Source organism: uncultured Friedmanniella sp., assembly GCF_964244285.1.
Taxonomy (GTDB): Bacteria; Actinomycetota; Actinomycetes; order Propionibacteriales; family Propionibacteriaceae; genus Microlunatus.
This window is the reverse complement of sequence record NZ_CAXTHT010000005.1, coordinates 72,742-94,278: the sequence shown is the minus strand read 5'-3', so window position 1 is coordinate 94,278 and position 21,537 is coordinate 72,742. Positions and strand designations below refer to the sequence as shown.

The following is a 21,537-nucleotide window of genomic DNA, read 5'->3' as shown; positions in this document are numbered from 1 at the left end:
AAACTTAGTGACATAACTTAGTCCTATGACCGACGCCATGCGCACCGACATTGTCCCCGACGACCACCGTGCCGGTCCGTTCCACCGCTCGCCCCAGACGCTGCGCGAGGCCTGGGTCGCCCTGACCGGGCTGGCGGCGGTGTTCCTGTTCGAGATGGTGGACAACTCGATCCTGAACGTCGCGCTGCCCACGATCGGCCGTGACCTGCACGCCTCCACCACCGGCCTTGCGTGGGTGACCGGCGCGTACGCGGTGGTCTTCGGCGGGTCGATGCTCGCCTTCGGCGCCGTGGCCGACCGGTTCGGCCGCCGCCGGATCATGCTCGTCGGGCTGGTCCTGCTCGGCGTGACCAGCCTGGCCACGGCCGTGGTCACCACGTCGGTCCAGCTGATCGCCGTCCGGATGGCCATGGGCGTCGCCGCGGCGATGACGACCCCGGGCTCGATGGCGCTGGCCTTCCGGCTGTTCGACGAGGACCGCCTACGCGTCCGCGCCCTCACCCTGATCTCGACGGTGGGTCTGGTGGGCCTCGCGGTCGGCCCGACCGCCGGTGGGTTCGTGGTCGCCGTAGCGCCCTGGCAGGTGCTGCTGCTGGTCAACGTGCCGGTCGCGGCGCTCGCGGTAGTCGGCATCCGGGTCGGCATCCCCGCCGACGACCCGGCCGAGCTGCACCGGGACCCGGTCGACCTCGTCGGCGCCGTGCTGGCCACCGTGAGCATCGTGACCGCCCTCGTCGCCCCGACCCTTTTCGTCGACGGCGGCGTCCGGTCGTGGTGGCCGTGGGCGATGACCGTCACGGCCGTCCTGGCCGCCGTCCTCTTCGTCGTCCGCGAGCGATCCGCGCGGTTCCCGCTCCTCGACCTCACCCTGGTGGGGCACCCCCTGGTCTCCAGCGGGCTGGCATTCAAGGCCGCGACGGGTCTGGCGACCGCCGGCCTGGGCTACCTGGTGACGCTCCAGCTACAGCTCGCCTGGGGCTGGCGGCCGGCCCTCGCCGCCCTCGGGCTGCTGCCGCAGGTGGTCGTCCTGATCGCCGGCGGAGCGTTCGTCGACCCGTTCGTGCGGCGCGTCGGCCTGGAGCGGGCCGCCTGGCTCAGTGCCATCGCGGTCGTCCTCGGCCTCGCCGTCTACGCCTGCCTGAGCCCCCTCGACTACCCCTGGGTCGCTGCCGCCCTTGTCCTCGTCGCGGCCGGGATGCGGGTCGTCGGTGTCGTCGCCGGCACCAACGTCCTGCGCGGTCTGCCCGCCGACCGCACCACCATCGGTGCCGCCCTGGTCGACACCTCGACCGAGGTCGCCTCCGGCGTCGGCATCGCCGTCGCCGGCACCCTTCTTGCCGCCCTCTTCACCGGTGCGCTGCTGGGATCGCCCTGGAGCAGCCAGCAGGCCGCCGAGTTCACCGCGACCGTCCGGGTCGCCGGACTCACCCTGACCGTGGTCGCCGCCGCCCTGGTCGGCTGGGGCGTCTCCCGCGGCCGGCACGCCGCGGCCCGGCGGTAGTCGGGACCTCCGGCCAGAGCCGTACGGCGGGCTGGTGACGGGGTCGGACGAGCGGCTTGAGACCCTGGACGGGTCAGCTCGAGCCGGAGGACGGAGCCGCTCGAGGACTCCAGAGAAGTGAGAGGCAGTTCGGCATGCGCATCGTCCAGGTAGGTCTCGGGGGCTTCGGTCGGGACTGGGCCACCCACGCCATCCCACTCGTCCCCGAGGTGGAGGTCGTGGCCACGGCCGACGTCTTCGCCGGCTCCCGGGAGCTGGCCATCGCGGCCGGGCTGACGACCGAGGAGCGCTGCTACCCCACGGTCGAGGCGGCCCTCGAGGCGACCGATCCCGAGGCGGTGCTGGTCACCGCCAGCCTGGTCGGCCACGTCCCCGCGGCCAGGACAGCCCTGGAATCGGGTCGACACGTCCTGATCGAGAAGCCGTTCGCGCCCAGCATCGCCGACGCCAAGGAGCTGATCGCCCTCGCCGACGCGCGGGGCCTGACCGTCGCGGTCAGCCAGAACTACCGCTTCTTCCCGGCGGTGCGGGCGGTGCAGAAGATCGTCGCCGAGCAGACCTACGGCGACCTGCACGCGGTCGCCGTCGACTTCCGCCAGAGCTCAGGAGGCGACGGCGTGGTCAAGCCGCACCACGCGCTCGAGGAGCCGTTGCTGGTGGACATGTCGATCCACCACTTCGACCTGATCCGCACCGTGCTGGGCCGGGAGGTGACCACGGTCGACCTCCGCACCTGGGACCCGTCCTGGTCGCTGTTCACCGGCCCGTCGGAGGGGGCGGGGCTGATCGAGTCCTCACCCGACCTGGTGACGAGCTACCGGGCCAGCTGGGTGAGCAGCGGCGTCCGCACCGCCTGGGCCGGGGAGTGGCGGATGGACTTCGCCGACGCCGAGGTCTGGTGGACCAGCCGCGGCGACGGCTCCGAGGGCTGGCGCTCCGACGAGGTCCGGGTACGCCGGGGCGAGACGGTCGAGAAGCTGGCCCTACCGACCGTGCCGCGGGTCGACCGGGCCGGCAGCCTGACCGAGTTCGTGACCGCCATCGCGGAGGGCCGCGAGCCGCTCATCTCCGGCCGCAACAACCTCGGCAGCCTGGCCACCACCTACGCCGCCGTCGAGTCGGCCCGGACCCGGCAGCCGGTACCGCTGGCCGACTGGCTCTGAGCACCGGCTCGGCGGTCTCAGTCCTGGGCGGCGAGCAGCAGGGTAGCCAGCGGCTCGAGGATCGTCATGAGCTCGTCGAGCTCCTCCGGCTCGAGGCTCTCGTACGGTCGGGCCGCGAGGTCATCGGTCAGCGACTCCACCCGCTGCTTGACGGCGCGACCCGCCTCGCTCAGCCACGTGTCGTCGCCGATCAGGCCGCGGTCGCGCATCCCGTCGATCACGGCGGCGAGCTGGGCCGCCGGGAGGTGGTGGATGCGCCCGAACTTGTCCGCCGGCAGCCCCAGGTCGAGGGCGGCCAGGACGTGCGCCTCGAGCCCGCCGACCCCTTCGACCATCAGGGCCGCGATGTGCCCGTCGCCACGGTGCTCCCGCAGCAGGGATGCGGCCCAGAACATCCGGGCGACCACCTCCCCGGGGACCGGGAGGGCGCGCAACGCGGCGTACATCGGTCGTCCCTGGGTCGGTGCGCTCGTCGCGGCCCTGGTCAGCAGCTCCGTGCCGCGCGCCAAGGCCGGACCGTCAACGCGGATGCCGAGGATCCGCCGCAGCGCCTTGACACAGCCCTCCTGGCGGGCGGCGATGGCCGCTTCGGGGGTGGTGGTGCGCCACACCTTCGGGAGGTGGCGCGCCACCTCGCCCGGGGCGAAGTTGTAGAAGAGCGCGTCGACCACCTCCGCTGTCGGCAGGCCCAGCGGCGCCGCCCGTCCGGCGAAGTAGGTGTCCCAGTAGTTGGTGAAGCCCAGGGCGAACATGGCCTCGTTGGGCTCGTCGGCAGAGTAGGGAACCATGCCGATCGGCTCGACGAGTGCGAACATCCGGCGGGCCATCGAGTTCATCCTCACTCCTTCTGCTGCGGCGCAGCACCCCTGGCGGGTACCGCTACCAGTTGGACGACCGTGGCCCGCGGAACTCATCGGGCAGCGCGCCGTGAAGGACAGCAGGTGCTGACGTGGCGTCAGCTGGAGCAGCGTGTGAATTCCGCTGGCGCTCGCGCGTGCCCCTTCGCTACGGTGCCTCCCAGCAGCAGGGTTGCCCCTGCCCTGAGATCTCCGGAGGTGGACCGTGCCCACGTTCGCCGGTGTCAACCACTTCGCCCTGAGCGTCACCGACCTCGACCGCAGCACCCGCTTCTACACGGAGGTCCTGGGCCTGGTCGCGGTGCTCGACTTCGGCTACGGCCGGGTGTGTCTGGACCGGCGGTCCGGCTTCAGCGTCGGACTGGTGCACCACCCCGGCAGCACGCTCGAGCCGTTCTCCGAGCTGAACCCCGGCCTGGACCACCTGGGCCTCACCGCCGAGTCCCGCGACGAGCTCGTCTCGTGGCAGGAGCGCCTGGAGGCGTTGGGCGTGCCGCACAGCCCGATCCAGGACACCGAGCTCGGTCACCACCTCAACTTCCGCGACCCCGACGGGATCGCGCTGGAGCTCCAGGCACCCCGCGAGGTGTACCGGCAGATCGTCGCCCAGCTGCGCGGCGGCCAGGTGCCGGACGAGGTCCTCCTTGCCCAGGCCGCCCAGATCCTGGGGGCCCAGCTGGTGGTCGGCGCCGACGTCGGCTAGGTGGCAGCCCGATCGGGCACCCGTTCCGTCGACTGACCTGGAGGCGCTCAGACCGCGCGAACCCGGGCGAGGCTCGCCCGTGCGTGGGCGTCGTCCCAGCAGACGGCGGCCTCCCAGGCGTGCGAGGCCTGCTCGGCGATGTCGTAGACGCTCTCCGACAGCGCTGCCGCGTTGTCGGGCAGCACCAGGTCGAGGTCGGGGACGTCGACGTGCGCCTCGTCCCAGTCGATCAACGCGACCCGGTCGGCGGTGATGCGGATGTTGCCCGGATTGGGGTCGCCGTGGACGACGCAGCACTCGCGACCGACCAGCCGCGCCCAGGCCGCGCGGCACCGGGTGACGCCTTCGACGGGCATGGCGCCAAGGTCGACCTTCGTGCCGGTCCGCGCCTGCAGCAGGTCGGTCGACGAGCGCCATCCCGGACGCTGCGGCCACCCCGGCGTCAACCGGTGCAGCTCGCGCAGCGTCTCGGCGACGCGGCGCCAGTCGGACCCGGACTGCGGTGGTCCGCCCTCGACGTAGGTCATCACCACCAACCCGTCCGCGTACAGCTGGCCATCGCTCGTGGCGATCGGCACCGGGACCATCAGTCCTTCCCGGTCGAGGTGGCGTAGCAAGTCGGTCTCCCAGGCCAGGTCGGCGTCGCTCCGACTGCCGAGGCGGCCGACTGCGAGCTGTCCCCTGACGCGCACGCTCCAGACCTGGTTGGCGACGCCGCCCTTGAGCGGCTCGACGAGGTCGACGTCCTCACCCCACTGCGCGAGCGCCTCCCACCCCATGACTCGCATCCTCCCAAAGCCTCTGACCCCGCCAGTCGGGACCACCGCGCTCTCCTGGGTGAGTGACTGCCGCATAGTCGCGGCACTCACTCACCCAGAAGCCGTGCGGCTCGAGACGGTGCGGCGGTTAGGCTGCGAGGGTGAACGACCGCGACCCTCAGTGGAGGCCGCCATCCCCGGTCAGCGACCGTGGCATCCCCTCAGCGGCCGCGCCGGCTCCGCGGCGGGCGTCCTTCCTGCCCGAGACGGCGCCGGTGCCGGCGGCACGGACCGGGTGGCGCGGCACGCTGAACCGGCTGGGCATCAAGGTGGCGCCGAGCGCGGAGGAGCTGCGGTACGCCGAGGACGTGGCCGTGGTCAGCAGGCACTGGGTGGGGCCGAAGACGATCGTGGTGGCCAACGGCAAGGGCGGCAGCTCCAAGACCCCGGTAGTGATCGGCCTGTCGGCGGTGTTCGCCCGCTACGGCGGCGGCGGGGTGTGCGCGTGGAGCAACCACCAGATGCGTGGGACGTTGGGCTGGCACACCGTGCAGGACCCGCACGCGGCGACGACCCAGGACCTGCTGGCGGCCGCTCCCGCCCTGCTGGAGGCGGCGGGACAGATCGGCGACCTGGCGCGGTTCGTGCACCACCAGCCGCACGACCGCTACGACGTGCTGCAGGCGGACCCGACGAAGACCTCCGACAAGCAGCGGTTCGACCACCACGCCGTGGACACCATCCACTCCGTGCTGTCCCGCTTCTACCGGGTGATCGTGATGGACTCCGACAACGACGAGTCGACGGTGCACTGGCGACGGATGATGGACCACGCCGACCAGCTGGTGGTGGCGACGACCACCGACGACATCCGCGCCGAGACCGGGCGGCTGATGCTGGAGGACCTGCGCGGCCGCGGGCCGCACGCCAGCCGGCTGGCCGAGAACGCCGTCGTCGTGGTGTCCCAGGCCCATCAGGACGAGCCGCCGGCCGCCGGGGTGGCGGCGAAGTTCACCGAGTACGGGCTCCCGGTGGCGACGATCCCCTACGACCAGGGCATGAAGAGGCTCAAGATCACCTACGACGGACTGACCCCGGCCACCCGCCGCGCCTACCTGGCCGCTGCGGCCCTGGTCGCCCGCTCCCTGCACGACTGACGGCGTACGCCCCGGCGGGCCCGCTCGTTCGCCGGTTGTCGGCCCGGACTGGTAGACATTCCTCCCGTGAAGGACAGAACTCCCGCCGGTCAGCGCACCTCCGTCTACGCCCTGCTGAGCGACCTGCTTCCCGTGCTGAGCCCGGGGTCGAGCCTGGATCAGGAGCGGGACGAGGTGCTGGTGCCGTTGGCGGGGGCCCGGGCCCGGGTGTCGACGGCGACCCTGCTGACGGCCTGCGCCACGGAGCGGGAGCGACGCTGGCCCCAGGTGGTGGAGACCTGGCTCGCGGGGGTCGACCGTCAGCTCGCTGACGCGGCGTCGGAGGGTCAGGTGGACCCCCACCGGCTGCGGGTGCAGGCCGTCCCTCGCGGCGACGACGCCGGTGCCGGCGTCAGAGCGGGCTTCAACTCCGCCTTCGACCTGCTGGTCGTGGAGGATCGCGCCGGCGCGTCGCGTCGGCTGCTGCCGCTCGACCTCGAGGGTCTCGGCCTCAGCGCCGAGGAGGCGGTGCGGGCGGGCCTCGACGCCACGATCGGCGAGGTGCTGGTCCGGCTGGACGTCCGTCCGCACACCCTGCCCGGCGGCGGTGAGATCCGGATGGCCAGCGCCGACGGCGTCCCCTACGTATCGGCGGGGATCACCTCGGTGCGTCAGCTGGCCGGGGCGGACAGCCCGTACGGCACCTTGGTCGGCGTGCCGCGGCACTCGATGATCGTCCTGCAGCCCGTCAGCTCGCGCTCGGTCCTCGACGGCCTGCCCGTGCTCGCGGACCTGGTCGGCTCGATGTTCGACAGCGCGACCGACCGGTGCGCCCGTGCGGTCTACTGGTTCGTCGGCGCCGAGGCGTACCCGGTCGGCGCGACCGCGAGTGCGGACGGGCGGCCCTCGCTCAGCCTGCCCCCGCAGCTGGAGTCGGTCGTCGCCTCGCTGCCGGACTGACTCACGCTCGGGCCTGACCCGGCAGGACCGACCTCCCTCACGGTTCCGGGTTGGGAACCTTCAGCTCGGCCAGAGCGGCGGCGCGCTGCTCGCGCAGGTAGCCGAGCGCAGCCGCTCGGCCCCCGGTCTCCCACGCCGCCACGAGCGGCTCATGCCAGTCCGCGATCGCGGTGGCCTGGACGGACCTGGCCCACTCGGCCGCCTCGCGGGCGGGCTCGACCGGGGACCCGGATTCGAGCAGCACCCGCCACCCCGGCACCTCGAACCACCGGCGCGGTGGGAGGCGTTCGCCGAGGGGAAGGGCGAACTGCTGCTCGGCGTCGGCGGCAAACCGCTCGACGCTCCACGGCTCGACCAGCGGCAGGACGTCACCGACGACGAACTGCTCGATCTGATCCTCGTGCTCAGGGTCGGTGAGATCGAACTGCCTGGGTCCATGACGCCGGGTGTCGCTGCTCAGACCGACCCGCAGTGCGGGGTGGAAGGGACCCTGCACCAGGGGAGTGGCCCCGCCCATCAGGTGCGGACGGTCGCTACCTCGCACCCGGGACAGGCCCACCCAGACCAGCACCCAGTCCGCAGGCTGGCGCACGAGCAGCGCCTTGACGCCACGGCCAGCCACCGCCCACTCGCCGGGCAGCCGCTCACCGAGCCGGGCGGCCACTCCGGTCCACCGCTTCGCGGTCTCATCCACCACGGCGCAGCCCTATCGAGCAGGAGCCGGGGCCGGGGCCGCAGGCGCGGCAGGCGCGGCAGGGACGGTCGGCCGCAGCGTCTCCGAGGGACCCAGCGGTGCGAGCCAGCCCTGCACCCTGGCCTCCCACGCCGTGCTGATCCCCGCCTTGCCGGTCTTCAGGTCGATCACCCGCACCACCTCGTGCCCGCCCGCGGCCGTCGTCCGCTCGATCACGATGTCCGGGCGGATGGAGCCGGGAGTTCCGGTCGGAACCTGCTGACCGGTGGCGTCGAACGAGATCTCCGGCCGGATCCGGTACCCGCTGTCCGGCCCGACGAGGGTGTCCCCGTTGGCCCTCAACCATTCCGCGAGCTCGGTGTGGGCGTAGCTCCCGAGACGCTGCGGGGTGGCGGCACTCCCCTCGCGGGCGACGCGGTCGACCGCGTGCTGCCAGGCGACGTCGGTCTCGTGCTGCAGCTGCGGCCCGATGTCGGTCCGGATCTGGTCCACCTGGGCCCGGACCACCGGGTCGGACTTCGCCAGCTGCGGGTCGTTGACCGGCGTGGTGTCCGCCGGGTGGTGGCCGCCCGTACCGGCGCCACCGTCGGTCCCGCCACCGACGGTCCCACTACCGGCAGTCGGGCCCTCGGCGGTGTGCCCCGGGGCCGCAGTCGGGCCGTCGGTCCCGGTGCCCGAGCCGCCGCCGGGGTGGCCGGGAGAGGTGGTCGACCCGTCGTTCACCGGCGTCCGGTCGGGGACAGTCGTGTCCTGGCCCGGGCGGAGCGGGGCGTCCTCGCTCGGACCGGCTGGGGTGCGGTCTACGGGCTGGTCGCGGGCGGGCGGCACGTCGACCGGGTCGTGGCCGCTGCCGGGGACGTCGGTCGAGACGTGGTCGCGACCGACCACCGGGATCTCGACCTCGACGGGCCGGACGTGGACCGCGCCGTCCAGGTCCGCGGTCCTCGCCAGGCGGGCGAGCGCCTCCATGGTGGGACCGGACAGGACGCGCAGTCCCTCGGCGGCCTTGGTGGCGAGGTAGAGCGGGTCGGTCACCTTGACCACCGTCTCGGCGACCCGTCCGAACTTGCCGAGGCTGCCGAGCTTGGTGGGGGCGACGAAGAAGGTGGCGATGTTGAAGCCCGACTCGCCCAGCGTGCGCCAGCCGTTCTCCTTCCACTTGTGGAAGGGGTCGTCGGCGTACGCGTCGATGCCGACCCAGCTGGCGACGCCGGCCGCGGTCGCCATCTGGCTGTCGCGGATGAACGAGCCCACCGGTCCGGGGATCTGCGTGGCCAACCCGGTGCCCAGGGGTCCCATCGTCGCGGCGCCCACCACGAACATGCCCAGCCCCTTGAACGTCTGGCCCATGGTGGACCAGGAGTGGTCCCAGTTCCAGTCCCACAGGTCGCTGCCCGGCTCGTAGCTGAAGCCGGCGAAGCCGGCCAGTCCGCCGACGAGGGAGCTGACCCCGTCGCCGATGCCGTGCACGATGCTCTCGCTGCAGTCCTCCTTGCGCTCCACCGTCTGGCCCCAGGGCATGGCGGCGTTGTCGGGGATCTGGTCGACGCCGTAACCCTGCCCCCCGTTGGCCTCGCTCGCCGCGCTGATGTGGGCGTGGCCGTAGACGTCGTAGATGGCGTTCGCGCACGTGCGCTCGGCCGCCCACAGCGCCTCCTGCTGGTCGTTGGTGCGCCGGATCAGGGCGTTGTTGGCGTCGACACTGGCCTGGTCCTCGTTCCAGTCGACGGTCGTCGTCATGGTCTCGCCCTTGAAGTGGGTGGTCTTCTCCACCCCGTGGGCGATGCCGGCCAGGAACGTCTTGGCGTCCGAGCGGATGGTCGCCACAGCGGCCTTGATGGTGCGCACCTCCTCGGCGAAGGTCTCCAGAGCCGTCGCAACCGTGCCGACGTCGGTGCCGAACTCCTCGGCGTCGGTCTTGACCGGGTTCATGGCGGAGAAGAGGGTCGCGTCCTCGGGGGCGTCGTAGGAGGCGGAGAGCTTCTGCCAGGCCGTCAGGACCGTCCCGCCCTGGGTGCTGACCCCGGTACCCACCTTTCGCATGTGCGCCGCGGCAGACGTGATCGTGTCCGGGGACATCGAGTCCCCGGGCATGGTGGTCGTGCTGATCGCATCAGGCATGACGTGTCCTTCCGCCCCGGCGCGGGACGACGTGTCGAGCGGTGTCCCCGGGTGAACGGTGTCCGCGGGTCAGGGATCGATGGGCAGGGCGTTGGCGTTGCCTACTTGGGGATCTTGCTGATCCGGGCTCGCGACGCGTTGGTCTGGTAGGTGGCGACCATCTCCTCGTCACCGTGCACGTACGCGGTGGTCGCGGCGGCAGCGCCGGTCAGACAGGCGTTGACCCGTTGGCCGAGAGCCTCCAGCCGCTTGTCCTGCACCTCGAAGAAGCCGTTCAGGGCCGGGATGATGGCGCCGCTGCCGCCGCATCCGCTCCCTGCGGCCTTCACGGCGCCCCCCAAGGGCTTGAGCAGGGTGGCGAACTCCTCCGCGTCGTGCTCGGTCGCGGTGAGGACCTTCTTCACCCCGGCCGGGTTGATGTCGTACTTCGTCACGGCTCGGCTCCCACCCTCAGATGTTCGAGACGGCGTTACCGGCGTGGCGGAGGGCCGTCAGGGCGGTCTCGTCGTTCTGCTCCAGCGACAGGCGCAGCACCTTGATGGTGTCCCTGACCTCCTGGGCCTTGGTGTTCCAGCGGATCTCCTTGGCCCGGTACTCCTCGGAGACGTCGGTGGCCTCGTAGTGCGCCATGGCGGCCTTGACCTGCTGGTCCCGCTGGTTCAGCAGAGCCTCCAGCAGGCTGGCCACCCGGTTGAACTCGCCCTGGGACTCCCCCGAGCTGACGGTGTTGAACGCGCGGTCTCCCTGACCGACCGAAACTCCCTGCGGCATGGCTGGCTCCTTCGTCGAAGTGTGGACGTGCGAACAGCGGCCCGCGCGAGGCGCGGGCCGGAGGGTCGGTCAGTGCCCGCCGCTGAAACGAGCGGCGTCGAAGTTGACCGACGACATCAGGCCACGGGTCTCGTCGGCCTGCTGCTGCTCACCGGTGACGAACGCACTGTCCATCCCTCCGACGCCCTGCAGGACCGAGGCCAGCGCCTGGTTGAGACCGACGGCGATCTCGTCGGCCCGACCCTTGAACTCCAGGAACGCGGCCTTGCCCGCCCCCTGGAAGTCGTTCTGCACCGGGTCCCCGGCCCGCGCCAGCTGCCGGACGTGGCTACCCAGGTCGTCGTTCGACGACGAGGTCTGCTTGGCCAGAGTCGACAGCGTCTCGGCGCCCATCGCGAATTTCATGTTCCTGCTCGTCCTCCCCTAGAGCGACGATCCCCTGGCTGGGCCGTCAAGACGGTCCACGCTAACCAACGCGGAGGTCGAGGCCAACGTCTTCGTCCACATTTCCTTCTGAGCTCCTGCCTTCCTCCTGCCTGCCTGTGAGCAGGATCACGCGGGTTCCCGGAGTGAGGGGGTCCGAAGCCGTGGCTGCACGTATCTCATCGCTACCGGCCGCCGAAAGGTCCGGTTTCGGGGGCCTGAGCTGGGCCATGCAGTAAGTTTCGTTCCCGTCGGGAGCAGCCCGGCCCTGCTCGACCGGCTGAGCATTCCCCACCGCGAGGAGGTCCCCCGTGCCCGCAGCCCTCCTCGGAGCGCACAGCTGCGGACGGTGCGGCGGGGAGCAGGAGTCCGGCGGCACCTGCGCCGACTGTGCGGCTCGCTGGCTCCCCGCCGCGGACGCGGCGATCGACCTGAGGACCACGCTCGCCCTGACCGGAGTCGTCGAGGCCGGCCCCGGTCGGCGGCGGGCCGCCCGGCTCCTGGACCTGCTGCCCCCGCTCGCCCTGCTCGTCTGGTTCCTGACCACGCTCGACCACCGGGCGATCGTCCCGTGGCCTGTGCCGCTGCTGACCGCGGTGGCCGTGGCGCTCGGCGAGGTCGCGCTGCTGACCCTGGTCGGGCGGACGCCGGCCCGCCGGCTGCTGGGGCTGCGGACGGTCGACGAGCTGACCGGGACCCCGGTACGCCCCGTCCGGCTGGCCCGGCGGCTGGTGCGCAGCGGCCGGGCGGACCTGCTCTGCGCCGACCTTCGGCGGGGACGTGACCCGGTAGCCGTCGGACCGGTGGCCGCGCCCGGGCGCCCGGTGACCGGTTCGGCTCCCCTCGCCCGGGCGATGCCGACCGACAGGACGGCGTCGGGCCCGAGCACGCCGACGACCAGTTCACGCCCCTCGGTGAACGGTGTCCTCTCGGTGGACGTCGTGCTGGAGGGCGGGGTGCGGCACGAGGTCAGCAACGCGCTGCTGGTGGGCCGGAGCCCTGCCGACCCCACCGACGCCGGCCGGCCGCTGCTGGCCTGGCCCGACCTGTCACGCCGGCTCGCCAAGACCCACCTGCTGCTGGAGTGGTCGGGCCAACAGCTCGGCGTCACCGACCTCGGCTCCGCGACCGGGACGGCCGTGGTCGGGCCCGGCGGGGCGCGGCAGCTGCTGCTGCCCGGCATCCGGACCGACGTGGCGGTCGGCTCGCTCATCCTCTGCGGCGGCCGCAGCATCAAGGTGGTGCCGCATGGCTGAGGAGAGCCGGGACGTGCCGGTCGTCGGGATCGGCCACCCGTTGGCCGACCAGGTCGGCGGGGCCGACTCGGACGCCTGGGTGCTGACCGAGAGCCGGGCGCCGGTGATCCACCTCAACCCGCTCCGGGTCAACCTGCTCGCCACGGCGGCCCGGGACGGCCGCCGCGTCGTCCTCGCCACCGACGAGCACTCGGTGCTCACCCCGGCGTTCGCCGCGGTCTGGCGCAAGGCCGGCGCCACCTGGGTGGTCCGCGAGGCCCGCGGGGGCCTGCGCAGCGGCTTCACCGGCCGCCGGCTCGCCGGGGTCGAGGACTCCTGGCGACTGCCCCCGCCGGTCGAGGTGGACGAGGTGTCGGTCAACCACCTGCGGCCGGCCACGCTGGGGGCGCTGCAGCTGACGGCCTTCGTCTCCAGCCGCCATCCCGCGCGCGACTCGACGCTGCTCGGCGGTCCGGTGGCCGAGCTCGCGGAGGCCGGCCTCGGCGCTCCGCCCCTCCTGTGGGGACGTCACGAGCCCCTGATGTCGCCCTGGGACCGGCAGGCGCTGACCCGTGACGTGCGGGCACAGATGCCCGGGGAGACCGCCGTCCTCGCCGGCGGACCGGGACTCGCCGCGGTAGTCACCGCTCAGCGGACGCGCCACGGCGTGGAGGAGATGACCACCGCCCACCTCGCCCTGCGACCCACCGACGCCGGACAGCTCGCCGAGCTCCGGACCGGACTGAACGGTGTCCTGGACCGGCTGGCGCAGACCTCGATGCCGCTCGTCGCCCTGCTGCTGGCCCGCCCGGGCCGGACCGACCTGATGGTGCCGCCGCTGCTGGCCCCGCCGCAGATCCCGCTGGCCCTGCTCGTAGGGGCCCCGGCCGTCCGCAGCTTCGGTCTCGATGCCGGGGCGCTGCGGGAGCGCTTCGGCGCACAGGTCGTCGGCCGACCCCGGCTGCCGGCCCTGCTCTTCGACCTCGGCACCATGGAGCCCGGGGCCTGGCGCCGGCTCGACGACATCCTGGCCGCGTTCGACCCCGAGCAGCTGCGGCTGGCGCTGGGGCTGGCCGCCGAGCCGTTCGCCACGTGGTCCACGGGCCCCGCCACCGACGCCGAGCCGACGCGGCGGCCGACGAGCCCGGGGGGTGAGCGCGATGCCCAACCGTGACCTGATCCTGCTGGAGACCGTCAAGACCCACCGCGCGCGGCTCACGTCGGCCTTCGTCTTCGGCGAGCTCGCGGAGCGCCGGCTGGCCAACGACAACGTCCGACGCCTGATCGGCGGGCTGGTGCTGGCGGCTGTCCTCTGCGCGGGGTGCGTCGGCTTCTCCTTCATCTCCTCGATCCGGGGCAGCCAGGCCGCCACGGCGCGTCAGCAGGCGGGACTCGGTCCGGCTACGGGTCCGGTCGTCGCCGCCGACACCTTCGACCGCGACGTCACCGACGGCTGGGGCACGGCCGAGCGGGGCGGCCGGTGGCGCCTGGTCGGCGCGGGCTCCGACCACGCGGTGGCCGACGGCGCGGCGCTGGTGCAGCTGCCCGAGGGCCAGCTCCGCGGCGGCTACCTGCCCGAGCAGCTGCTCGACCGCTCCGACCTGACCGTCACCCTGCAGCGGCAAGACGCCGCCCGGAACGGCAGCGTCTCGGCGGCGGTGATCGGACGGCGGGTCAGCTCCGGTCAGGACTACCGGGCCGACGTCGTCCTGGCCGCCGACGGCCGGGTGGCCCTGTCGCTGAGCCGGCACGCCGACCCGACCGTCTCCGGCGGGCCCGCGGAGGACATCTCCTCCACGGTGATCCTGCTGGGGGCCGACGAGGACACCGAGGCCGACCCGCAGCCGCTGTCGGTGCGGGTCCAGGTGACCGGTGCCGGACCCACCACCGTCCGCGCCAAGGCCTGGCTGGCTGCCGGGGCCGAGCCGAGTGGCTGGACGGTGACCGCCGACGACAGCACTGCGGGGCTCCAGCGTCCCGGCTCCGTCGGCCTGGTGGCGGTCCGGACCGACGGCGCCGACCGCCGGACCACCCTCGCGGTGTCCGACGTCGTGGCCCGAGTGGCGCCCTGAGAGGCCGTGACATGACCACCTTCACCCGCCTCACGGTGGTGGGCAGCGCCCGCAAGGCCGAGCTCGTGGTTCCCGACGACGAGTCGATCGGGGGCCTGATCCCCCGGCTGATGGAGCTGCTCGAGGAGCCCCTGGGGCCGGTCGCGCGGCCCCTGACCCTGGTCCGGGCCACCGGCGAGCAGCTCGACGCCGCCCTGTCGGCAGCCGAGCAGGGCCTCGCCGACGGCGAGCAGCTGCGGCTGGTCCGGGCCGACGACGCCCCTCCCCCGCCGGAGGTCGCCGACGTCACCGACGTCGTGGGCGACTCCTACGCCGACCGTCGGGGACGCTGGACGGGCACCGCCCGGGAGGCGCTGGGGTCGGTCGTCGTGGGGGCCGCCGCCTGCGTGGCGCTGCTGGTCGATCCGCCGTCCGCCACGGCCGACCTGGTGCTGCTGGTGGTCGCGGTCGCCGGAGCCGTCCTGCTCGGTCGGCTCGGCCACCGCTGGCCGTGCCTGGCGCTGACCGCGGCGGCGGCGGGAGCCGCGCTGCCCGTCGGCTGGGCGCTGCTCGGCGGCGCGACAGGCCCGGCCGACTGGCCCGCCCGCTCGGCGGTCGCGTGGGTGCTCGTCTGGGGCGTCCTCGGCTTCGGCGTCGGGGCCGGCCTCCGCCGGCGTGCGGCGGCGGCCGGGGCCGCGCTCGGTGCCGTGCTGGGCGCGCTGCCGCTGGTCCTGGTCGCGCTCGGGACGGAGCGGGAACCAGCGGTGGCGCTGACCGCGGTCGCGGCGTCGGTGGTCTGCGGGCTGCTGCCCTGGTACGCGCTGTCCTCCTCGGGTCTGTCCGGGCTGGACGACCAGGTGCTGGCCGGGCGGCCCAGCCGGCGGAGCTCCGCGCTGCGCACCGTCGGGGACGCCTACCACTCGCTCAGCTGGTCCGCCGTCGCCGTCGCCGGCGTGCTCGGGGTCACCTCCGCCCTGCTGCTGGCCGGCCGGGACCGGTGGACGCTGGCCCTGGGTCTCGCGGTCACGGTGCTGACCGCCCTGCGCACCCGCGTCTTCCCGCTCGTGCTGCAGCAGGTCCCGCTGGCCCTCGCCGCCGCGTCCGCTACCGCAGTCGGGCTGCTGTCCCGGCGCGGGCTCGGCCCCAGCCAGGTCGCCGGAGCGCTGGCCGTCCTCGCCGTCGTGGTCGTGGTGGCGGTCGGGGTCCGTCCCGCGGCCCACCAGCGAGCCCGGCTGCGTCGCTGGGGCGACGTCGCAGAGGGGGTCGCCGTCGTGTCCCTGCTGCCGCTGCTGCTCGGCGTCTTCGGGGTCTACCACGACCTGGTCGAGGCCTTCCGGTGAGCGTCGCGCTCGGGCAGGCCCGGTCACCGCTGCCGAGCCTGCTGAGCACGGGAGCCGCGGTGGCCGGTCTCAGCGGGGCCGACGCGGCCGTGCGTGCCGCGCTGCCGCTGAGCCGTCGGGTCGGGATCGTCGCCCTCGCCGGGGGCAGCGGGACGACCACCACCACGGCCACGCTGGCCAGCCTGCTGGCCCGGCGGCGCACCGGGATGGTGCTGGGCGTCGACGCCGCCGGCGGCACCCTCGGGTTGGCCCGCCGCACGGCCGCCGAGGAAGCAGACCCGACCGCCGTCGAGGCTGCTGCAGCGCGTCGGCTGAGCGCCCGGACGGCCGCCGACGCGTGCGCCGGCCTGCCCAGAACCGCGTCCGGACTGCACGTGCTCGACCTCCCGGGCCCGGGCGGCCGCGCCGCCTCGGTAGGGACGTGGGCCGGAGGCGTCGCGCCCATCTCGCGCTTCTTCGACCTGGTGGTCACCGACTGGGGGGTCCGCAGCGCCGAGGACGACCTGGCTGAGATCGCCGCCGGCAGCCACCTGCTGGTGGCCGTCTCCCGCTCCGAGCGGTCGGCGACGGCGGCGGCAGCGGCCGTGCTCGACGGGCTCGACGGGCTCGACGGGCTCGACGGGCTGGAGAGGCTCGAACGGCGCGGCGGGCCGCGGACCCTGCACGCCGTCGTCGACCTGGCCCGCAGCCCCGACCGGGTCGTGCCGGCGCTGCGACGGACGTCGAGCCGGCCGGTCCTGCTGCTGCCGTTCGAGCCGGAGCACGCGCGGACCGCGACCCCGACCAGCCGTCGCTACCGCCGCGGCACGCGGGTGGCCGGCATCGCCCTGGCCGTGGCCGTGGTCACCGAAGCTGTCGCCAGCCAGGCGGCGGTGGTGCGGGCGTGACGCGTCACCTCGTCCACCGGCCGGCGCGGCTCACCGAGCCGTTGCGGCCGGCCCCCGCGGAGACGATCTCCGCGCCGCCGGCGATGACCGACGGCCAGGTGGGGGGCGCCGCCCTGCACACCCTGCTGCCGGTTCTCGGCGCCCTGTCCTCGGTGACCATGATCGTGGTGCTGCGCAACAACAACCCGCTGTACCTCGTCGTCGGCGCCCTGCTGCTGGTGGTCGCCCTCGTCGGCGGCGTCGGCTTCGCCCTGTCCCAGCGCGGCACCGCGGCCCGGAACCGGCGCAGCCAGCGCGAGCTCTACCTGGACTACCTCGAGCGGCTACGGGCCAGCATGCGGGGGCGCGCCCGTGCGGTCCGGGCCGAGGCGGTCAACCTCGACCCCGAGCCGGTGGCCCTGCCCGAACTGATCCGCGACCAGGGCCGGCTGTGGGAGCGCCGGCGCTCCGACCCCGACTTCGGCCGGGTGCGGATCGGGCTGGGCGACCGGCCGTGGTTCGCGCTGACGGTGCCGCCGGAGGAGAACCCGGTCAGCCCGTACGACCCGATCATGCTCGCCGAGGCCGAGGCGGTGTCGCAGCACTACTCGGTGGTGCTGGGCGTCCCGGTGACCGTGGAGCTGGGCCGACCGGGCGCGGTCTCGGTGATCGGGGACCGCGACGACGTGCTGGCCGTGGCCCGCTCCCTGGTGCTGCAGCTCGCCGCGCTGCACTCCCCCGACGACGTGCTGCTGGCCGCCTGCTTCCCGGCGGAGGCGGCCGCGCAGTGGCGCGGCTTCGACCTGCTGCCGCACGTGGTCGACGAGCAGCTGCTGGACAGCGGCGTGCCGGCTCGGCGGGTGGCGTCATCGGTCGCGGACCTGCAACGGCTGCTCGGCGCGGAGCTGGCGGACCGGGCCCAGTTCGCCGCCGCGGCCAAGCGCAGCCTCGGCCGGACCGACGGCACCCCGAACCGTCGGCTCATCATCCTCTGCGACGACTACGGCCACCCTGCGTCGACCCTGACCGTGCCCGATGCCGACCTGAGCCTGGCTGACCTGCAGGTGAGCGTCGTCCACCTGCTGAGCGACCGGCTGCACGAACCGTCGGAGGTGCACACCCGGATCATCGTCGCCGACGGCCAGGCAGAAGTCGCCGACCTGCACCGTCCGGGACCGACCGAGGAGCTCCCCGCCCCGGTGGCCGCGGCCATCGACCGGCCCTCGGTCGACCTCGTCGACACGGTGGCCCGCCGGCTGACCCCGCTGCAGCTGAGCCGGAGCCGGGCCGAGCAGGACGACGCCGGGAACGGGATCGAGATCACCGAGCTGCTGGGGATCACCGACGTCGCCCAGGTCGGTCCGGAGATCTGGCGGCCGCGTTCCTCGCGGGACTTCCTCCGCGTCCCGATCGGCCTGGACGACTACGGTGCGCCGCTGCTGCTGGACCTCAAGGAGTCGGCGCAGCTGGGGATGGGGCCGCACGGCATCTGCATCGGGGCCACCGGCTCGGGCAAGAGCGAGATGCTGCGGACCCTGGTGCTGGCGCTGGCGCTGGCCCACCCGCCCGAGGACCTGAGCATGGTGCTCGTCGACTACAAGGGCGGCGCCGCGTTCGCCTCCTTCGCGCCGCTGCCGCACGTGGCCGGCATCATCGACAACCTCGCCGACGACGCCCAGCTCACCGAACGGGCCCGGACCAGCATCGCCGGAGAGGTCGTCCGACGTCAGGAGATGCTGCGGGACGCCGGGTCCTCGCCCTCCATCAGCCACTACCGCGAGCTGCGGCGGACCCGACCGGAGCTGCCGCCCATGCCGCACCTGTTCGTGGTCATCGACGAGTTCGGTGAGCTGTTGACCGCCGACCCGGAGTTCGTGGAGCTGCTCATCTCGATCGGCCGGATCGGCCGCTCCATCGGGGTCCACCTGCTGCTGTCCAGCCAGCGGATCGAGGCGGGACGGCTGCGGGGGCTCGACACCTACCTCTCCTACCGGATCGGGCTGCGCACCTTCTCGGAGTCGGAGAGCTCGGTGGTCCTCGACACCAAGGACGCGTTCCACCTGCCGGCGGTCCCCGGCTACGGCTACCTCAAGGTCGACACCTCCATCTACCGCCGGTTCCGCTCCGGCTACGTCTCCGGACCGGCCGAAGGCCCCACCCGGGGCTCCGGTGTCGAGGAGGTCGAGCACGTCGGACCACGGCTGCTGCCGACCTACAACACCCTGCAGCAGGCGGACGGCGAGAAGGGCGAGGCCGAGCTGACGGTGCCGTCGGTGGGCCGCCCGCTGGTCGTGGAGTGCGTCGAACGGCTGCGGACCGGGTCGGCCGGACGCGAGGTCTCCCCGGTCTGGCTACCGCCGCTGCCCGACCGGCTCGCCCTGGCCCGGGTGATCCCCGACGAGCTCGACCCGGACCGCTCCGGTAGGGGCGGACGCGGACTGCGGGTGCCGGTGGGGCTGCTGGACGACCCGGCCAAGCAGCGTCAGGAGCCGTGGGTGCTCGACCTCAGCCGGGCCGGCGGCCACGTCGCGGTGATCGGTGCGCCAGGTACCGGCCGGACCAACGTCCTGCGCACGCTGGCCACCTCCCTGGCCCTCACCCACTCCCCGCGGGAGGTCAACGTCTACGGGATGGACCTGACCGGCGGTGGGCTGCGGCGGATCGAGCGCTTCCCTCACGTGGGCGGCGTGGTGACCCGGGCCCACCCGGACCGGCTGTTGCGGCTGCTGGAGGAGCTGACCGGCATGCTCGCCGTCCGGGAGGCGGTCTTCCGCGACCGCTCGATCGACTCCGTGGCCGAGATGCGCGCCCAGCACGCGGCCGGCCGCATCCCCGAGCTGGTATCGGCGGAGGTGGTGGTGCTGGTCGACGGGGTGTCCCAGCTCCGTACCGACTTCGAGCAGCTCGAGCCGGCGATCTTCGACCTGCTGCAGCGCGGCGGCAGCTTCGGCATCCACCTCGTCCTGGCCCTGACCCGCTGGAACGACATCCGGATGGCCCAGCAGCCCCTGATCGGCACCCGCTTCGAGCTGCGGCTCAACGACCCGTCCGACTCCACCATCTCGCGCAAGCTGAACGCCACCCTGCGGGCCGACCAGCCGGGACGGGCGATCACCGAGGGCGGCCGGTTCGCGCAGCTGGCGTTGCCCGTCCTCGACGACACCGCCGAGGAGGACCTGGGCAGCTCACTCGAACAGCTGGCCGAGCGCTACGCCGCCGGCTGGCAGGGTCCGGCGGCGGCCCCGATCCGGCTGCTGCCGACCGATCTCGACCCCGGCGACCTGCCGGACGCCCTCGACGAGCCCGACGCCGTGCCGCTCGGCCTCCGTCAGGACACGATGGAGCCGGCGCTGCTGGAGCTCGGCCGCGCCGACCAGCACCTGCTGGTCTTCGGGGACACCCGGTCGGGCAAGACCACCGTGCTGCGGACCGCCGTCCGCGGCCTGCTGGAGCGCTACACCGCCGACGAGCTGGTGATCGCGGTGATGGACCTCCGGGGCGAGGTGGCCGCCGAGGTGCCCGACGACTACCTGGGCGGTCACGCCTCCACCGCCACCATGGCGCGCGGCCTGGCCTCGGCCATCGCCACCGAGCTGGAACGCCGGCTCGACCCGGGATCGGCCGCGGCTGCCGCGGACGGCGCGGGCTCCTCAGGTGGCGAGGGCCGGCCACGGATCGTCGTGGTGGTCGACGACTTCGACATCCTGGCCTCGGGCGGGACCGAGCCGCTCAAGCCGTTGCTGCCGTACCTGCCCTCGGCCCGCGACCTCGACCTGCACGTGTTGCTGACCCGTCCGGTCGCCGGGGCCAACCGGGCGATGTACGACCTCACCCTGCAGACCCTGCGGGACACCGGCGGCACCCTGCTGCTGATGTCGGGCGAACGCGGTGAGGGACAGATCGTCCCGGGGGTCTACGCCGAGCAGATGGTGCCCGGTCGGGGACGGCTGGTGCGGCGCGGCGAGCGCCCGCGCGTCGTGCAGGTCGCCAACACCGCGGCCGGGAGGGACTCCGATGCCGCGTGAGCTGACGCTGGTCTCGACCGGCCCGGTCACCACCGCGTTGCTGGTCGAGGCGGCGGTGGGAGTGGACGGCGCGCTGGTCCCCCGGCTGCTGTTCGGCGGCTGGGCCACCCAGCTCGTCGACGTCCACGACGTCCCCGTCCTGACCATCGAGCTGTCCCGCCAGGCCGAGGACGTGAGCGACCTGGAGCGGCTGATCGGCGGCCTGCCGTCCGGCGGCCCGCTCTGGTGGACCGAGATGACGGCGCCGTGGGGACCGGCCGGCGGGCCCGGGACGGCCATCGCCCAGGCTCTCGGCGTGTTGCTGGGGGCCCGGCTGGTCGTCGCGGACGGCCGATGACCGGGCCGGCGCAGCGGGTGCTGGTGGCCGGGACGGGCGGCGGTGTCGGCACGACGACGCTCACGGCCCTGCTCTTCGCCCGACTGCGCGACCGCAGTGGCGGAGCGCCCCGGCTGCTGGACCACACCGGCGGCAGCCTGGGAGCCCGGCTGCCCGACGGCGACGAGGTGCGGCTGGTCGACGAGCTCGTGAGCCTGCACGACCTCGGTCCGCTCGCCCTCGCGGCCGGGGTCCCCGCTCTCGCCGACCCGGCGGCGGTGCTGGTGGTGGTGAGCGCGGCCACGCCGGTGGGCGTCGAGCTGGCCGTCGCAGCCCGGACGGCCGTCGGCGACCTCACCCCCGAGGCGCTGTCGCGAACCGTGCTGGTGCTGGTCGAGGTGTTCGGCCGGCACCGGCTCCGCCGCGAGCTGCGAGCCCTGACCGGCGGCCCGCAGCCCGCCGACGTGCTGGTGCTGCGGGAGGACCCGGCGCTGGCCGCCGGCGGCCGGATCCGGCTCTCCCGGCTCTCACCGGCCACGCTCCGCTCGACGGCCGCGCTCCTCGACGCGGCGCTCCCCGAACGGGTGCCGCTCCCGCCGTTGCGCTGAGGGCCTCCG

20 protein-coding genes are annotated in these 21,537 nt (G+C 73.8%); 13 read left to right on the top strand and 7 right to left on the bottom strand.

Translation table 11 applies throughout. The features are described 5' to 3' along the window. The first annotated feature begins 25 nt into the window (after window positions 1–25). Both ACFE7W_RS13525 and ACFE7W_RS13520 read left to right on the top strand, forming a co-directional pair. Entirely contained in the window at window positions 26–1,501 is a 1,476-nt protein-coding gene (locus tag ACFE7W_RS13525; RefSeq protein ID WP_375425326.1) for an MFS transporter, read from the top strand. A 134-nt stretch (window positions 1,502–1,635) separates the two neighbouring features. After that, complete coding sequence (locus ACFE7W_RS13520) at window positions 1,636–2,664, top strand: Gfo/Idh/MocA family protein (protein ID WP_375425325.1); 1,029 nt, start codon at window positions 1,636–1,638, stop codon at window positions 2,662–2,664. Between the two features lie 17 nt (window positions 2,665–2,681). Here ACFE7W_RS13520 and ACFE7W_RS13515 read toward each other — a convergent pair whose 3' ends face one another. Continuing rightward, window positions 2,682–3,500 (bottom strand): MarR family transcriptional regulator, encoded by an 819-nt coding sequence (locus ACFE7W_RS13515; protein WP_375425324.1) that lies wholly within the window; start codon window positions 3,498–3,500, stop codon window positions 2,682–2,684. 226 nt (window positions 3,501–3,726) lie between these two features. On the opposite strand from ACFE7W_RS13515, the gene ACFE7W_RS13510 reads away from it, so the two are divergent. Continuing rightward, window positions 3,727–4,224 (top strand): VOC family protein, encoded by a 498-nt coding sequence (locus ACFE7W_RS13510; RefSeq protein ID WP_375425323.1) that lies wholly within the window; start codon window positions 3,727–3,729, stop codon window positions 4,222–4,224. Between the two features lie 47 nt (window positions 4,225–4,271). Here ACFE7W_RS13510 and ACFE7W_RS13505 read toward each other — a convergent pair whose 3' ends face one another. Continuing rightward, the gene (locus tag ACFE7W_RS13505) at window positions 4,272–5,003 is read right to left on the bottom strand and encodes a phosphotransferase enzyme family protein (RefSeq protein ID WP_375425322.1); all 732 of its coding nucleotides are present in this window, start codon (window positions 5,001–5,003) and stop codon (window positions 4,272–4,274) included. 140 nt (window positions 5,004–5,143) lie between these two features. Here ACFE7W_RS13505 and ACFE7W_RS13500 point away from each other — a divergent pair, with 140 nt between their 5' ends. Continuing rightward, the gene (locus ACFE7W_RS13500; protein WP_375425321.1) at window positions 5,144–6,139 is read left to right on the top strand and encodes an ATPase; all 996 of its coding nucleotides are present in this window, start codon (window positions 5,144–5,146) and stop codon (window positions 6,137–6,139) included. 66 nt (window positions 6,140–6,205) lie between these two features. Then, on the top strand, window positions 6,206–7,078 hold the full coding sequence (locus ACFE7W_RS13495; protein ID WP_375425320.1) for a hypothetical protein: 873 nt from the start codon (window positions 6,206–6,208) through the stop codon (window positions 7,076–7,078). 37 nt (window positions 7,079–7,115) lie between these two features. Here the strand turns inward: ACFE7W_RS13495 and ACFE7W_RS13490 are convergent, their stop codons facing one another. The 5 genes from ACFE7W_RS13490 to ACFE7W_RS13470 all read right to left on the bottom strand — a co-directional run bounded on the left by ACFE7W_RS13490 (window position 7,116) and on the right by ACFE7W_RS13470 (window position 11,069). Next, the gene (locus tag ACFE7W_RS13490; protein WP_375425319.1) at window positions 7,116–7,775 is read right to left on the bottom strand and encodes a hypothetical protein; all 660 of its coding nucleotides are present in this window, start codon (window positions 7,773–7,775) and stop codon (window positions 7,116–7,118) included. Between the two features lie 9 nt (window positions 7,776–7,784). Further along, entirely contained in the window at window positions 7,785–9,893 is a 2,109-nt protein-coding gene (locus ACFE7W_RS13485; RefSeq protein ID WP_375425318.1) for a hypothetical protein, read from the bottom strand. Window positions 9,894–9,994: 101 nt separating this feature from the next. Continuing rightward, window positions 9,995–10,327 (bottom strand): DUF6507 family protein, encoded by a 333-nt coding sequence (locus ACFE7W_RS13480; RefSeq protein WP_375425317.1) that lies wholly within the window; start codon window positions 10,325–10,327, stop codon window positions 9,995–9,997. A gap of 16 nt (window positions 10,328–10,343) precedes the next feature. Then, window positions 10,344–10,664: a hypothetical protein gene (locus ACFE7W_RS13475; RefSeq protein ID WP_375425316.1), complete on the bottom strand. Its 321-nt coding sequence runs from the start codon at window positions 10,662–10,664 to the stop codon at window positions 10,344–10,346. Window positions 10,665–10,733: 69 nt separating this feature from the next. After that, window positions 10,734–11,069 carry a WXG100 family type VII secretion target gene (locus tag ACFE7W_RS13470; RefSeq protein WP_375425315.1) on the bottom strand — a complete coding sequence of 112 codons (336 nt, stop codon included), beginning with the start codon at window positions 11,067–11,069 and terminating at the stop codon, window positions 10,734–10,736. A gap of 329 nt (window positions 11,070–11,398) precedes the next feature. On the opposite strand from ACFE7W_RS13470, the gene ACFE7W_RS13465 reads away from it, so the two are divergent. Genes ACFE7W_RS13465 through ACFE7W_RS13430 form a run of 8 tightly spaced genes read left to right on the top strand, consistent with a single transcriptional unit; the run spans window position 11,399 to window position 21,528 of the window. Next, window positions 11,399–12,343: an RDD family protein gene (locus ACFE7W_RS13465; RefSeq protein WP_375425314.1), complete on the top strand. Its 945-nt coding sequence runs from the start codon at window positions 11,399–11,401 to the stop codon at window positions 12,341–12,343. Beyond that, the gene (locus tag ACFE7W_RS13460) at window positions 12,336–13,496 is read left to right on the top strand and encodes a DUF6177 family protein (RefSeq protein ID WP_375425313.1); all 1,161 of its coding nucleotides are present in this window, start codon (window positions 12,336–12,338) and stop codon (window positions 13,494–13,496) included. Before ACFE7W_RS13465 ends, ACFE7W_RS13460 begins: the two co-directional genes overlap by 8 nt. Continuing rightward, window positions 13,483–14,394, top strand: a complete 912-nt coding sequence (locus tag ACFE7W_RS13455) for a hypothetical protein (RefSeq protein WP_375425312.1) — start codon at window positions 13,483–13,485, stop codon at window positions 14,392–14,394. Before ACFE7W_RS13460 ends, ACFE7W_RS13455 begins: the two co-directional genes overlap by 14 nt. A gap of 11 nt (window positions 14,395–14,405) precedes the next feature. Beyond that, window positions 14,406–15,713: an EsaB/YukD family protein gene (locus ACFE7W_RS13450; protein WP_375425311.1), complete on the top strand. Its 1,308-nt coding sequence runs from the start codon at window positions 14,406–14,408 to the stop codon at window positions 15,711–15,713. After that, window positions 15,710–16,600, top strand: a complete 891-nt coding sequence (locus tag ACFE7W_RS13445) for a hypothetical protein (RefSeq protein WP_375425310.1) — start codon at window positions 15,710–15,712, stop codon at window positions 16,598–16,600. Before ACFE7W_RS13450 ends, ACFE7W_RS13445 begins: the two co-directional genes overlap by 4 nt. Then, complete coding sequence (gene eccCa / locus ACFE7W_RS13440) at window positions 16,597–20,604, top strand: type VII secretion protein EccCa (protein WP_375425309.1); 4,008 nt, start codon at window positions 16,597–16,599, stop codon at window positions 20,602–20,604. Before ACFE7W_RS13445 ends, eccCa begins: the two co-directional genes overlap by 4 nt. Continuing rightward, window positions 20,594–20,941 (top strand): hypothetical protein, encoded by a 348-nt coding sequence (locus ACFE7W_RS13435; protein WP_375425308.1) that lies wholly within the window; start codon window positions 20,594–20,596, stop codon window positions 20,939–20,941. The genes eccCa and ACFE7W_RS13435 overlap by 11 nt, the downstream gene beginning before the upstream one ends. After that, entirely contained in the window at window positions 20,938–21,528 is a 591-nt protein-coding gene (locus ACFE7W_RS13430; protein ID WP_375425307.1) for a hypothetical protein, read from the top strand. Before ACFE7W_RS13435 ends, ACFE7W_RS13430 begins: the two co-directional genes overlap by 4 nt. The last annotated feature ends 9 nt before the right edge of the window (window positions 21,529–21,537 follow it).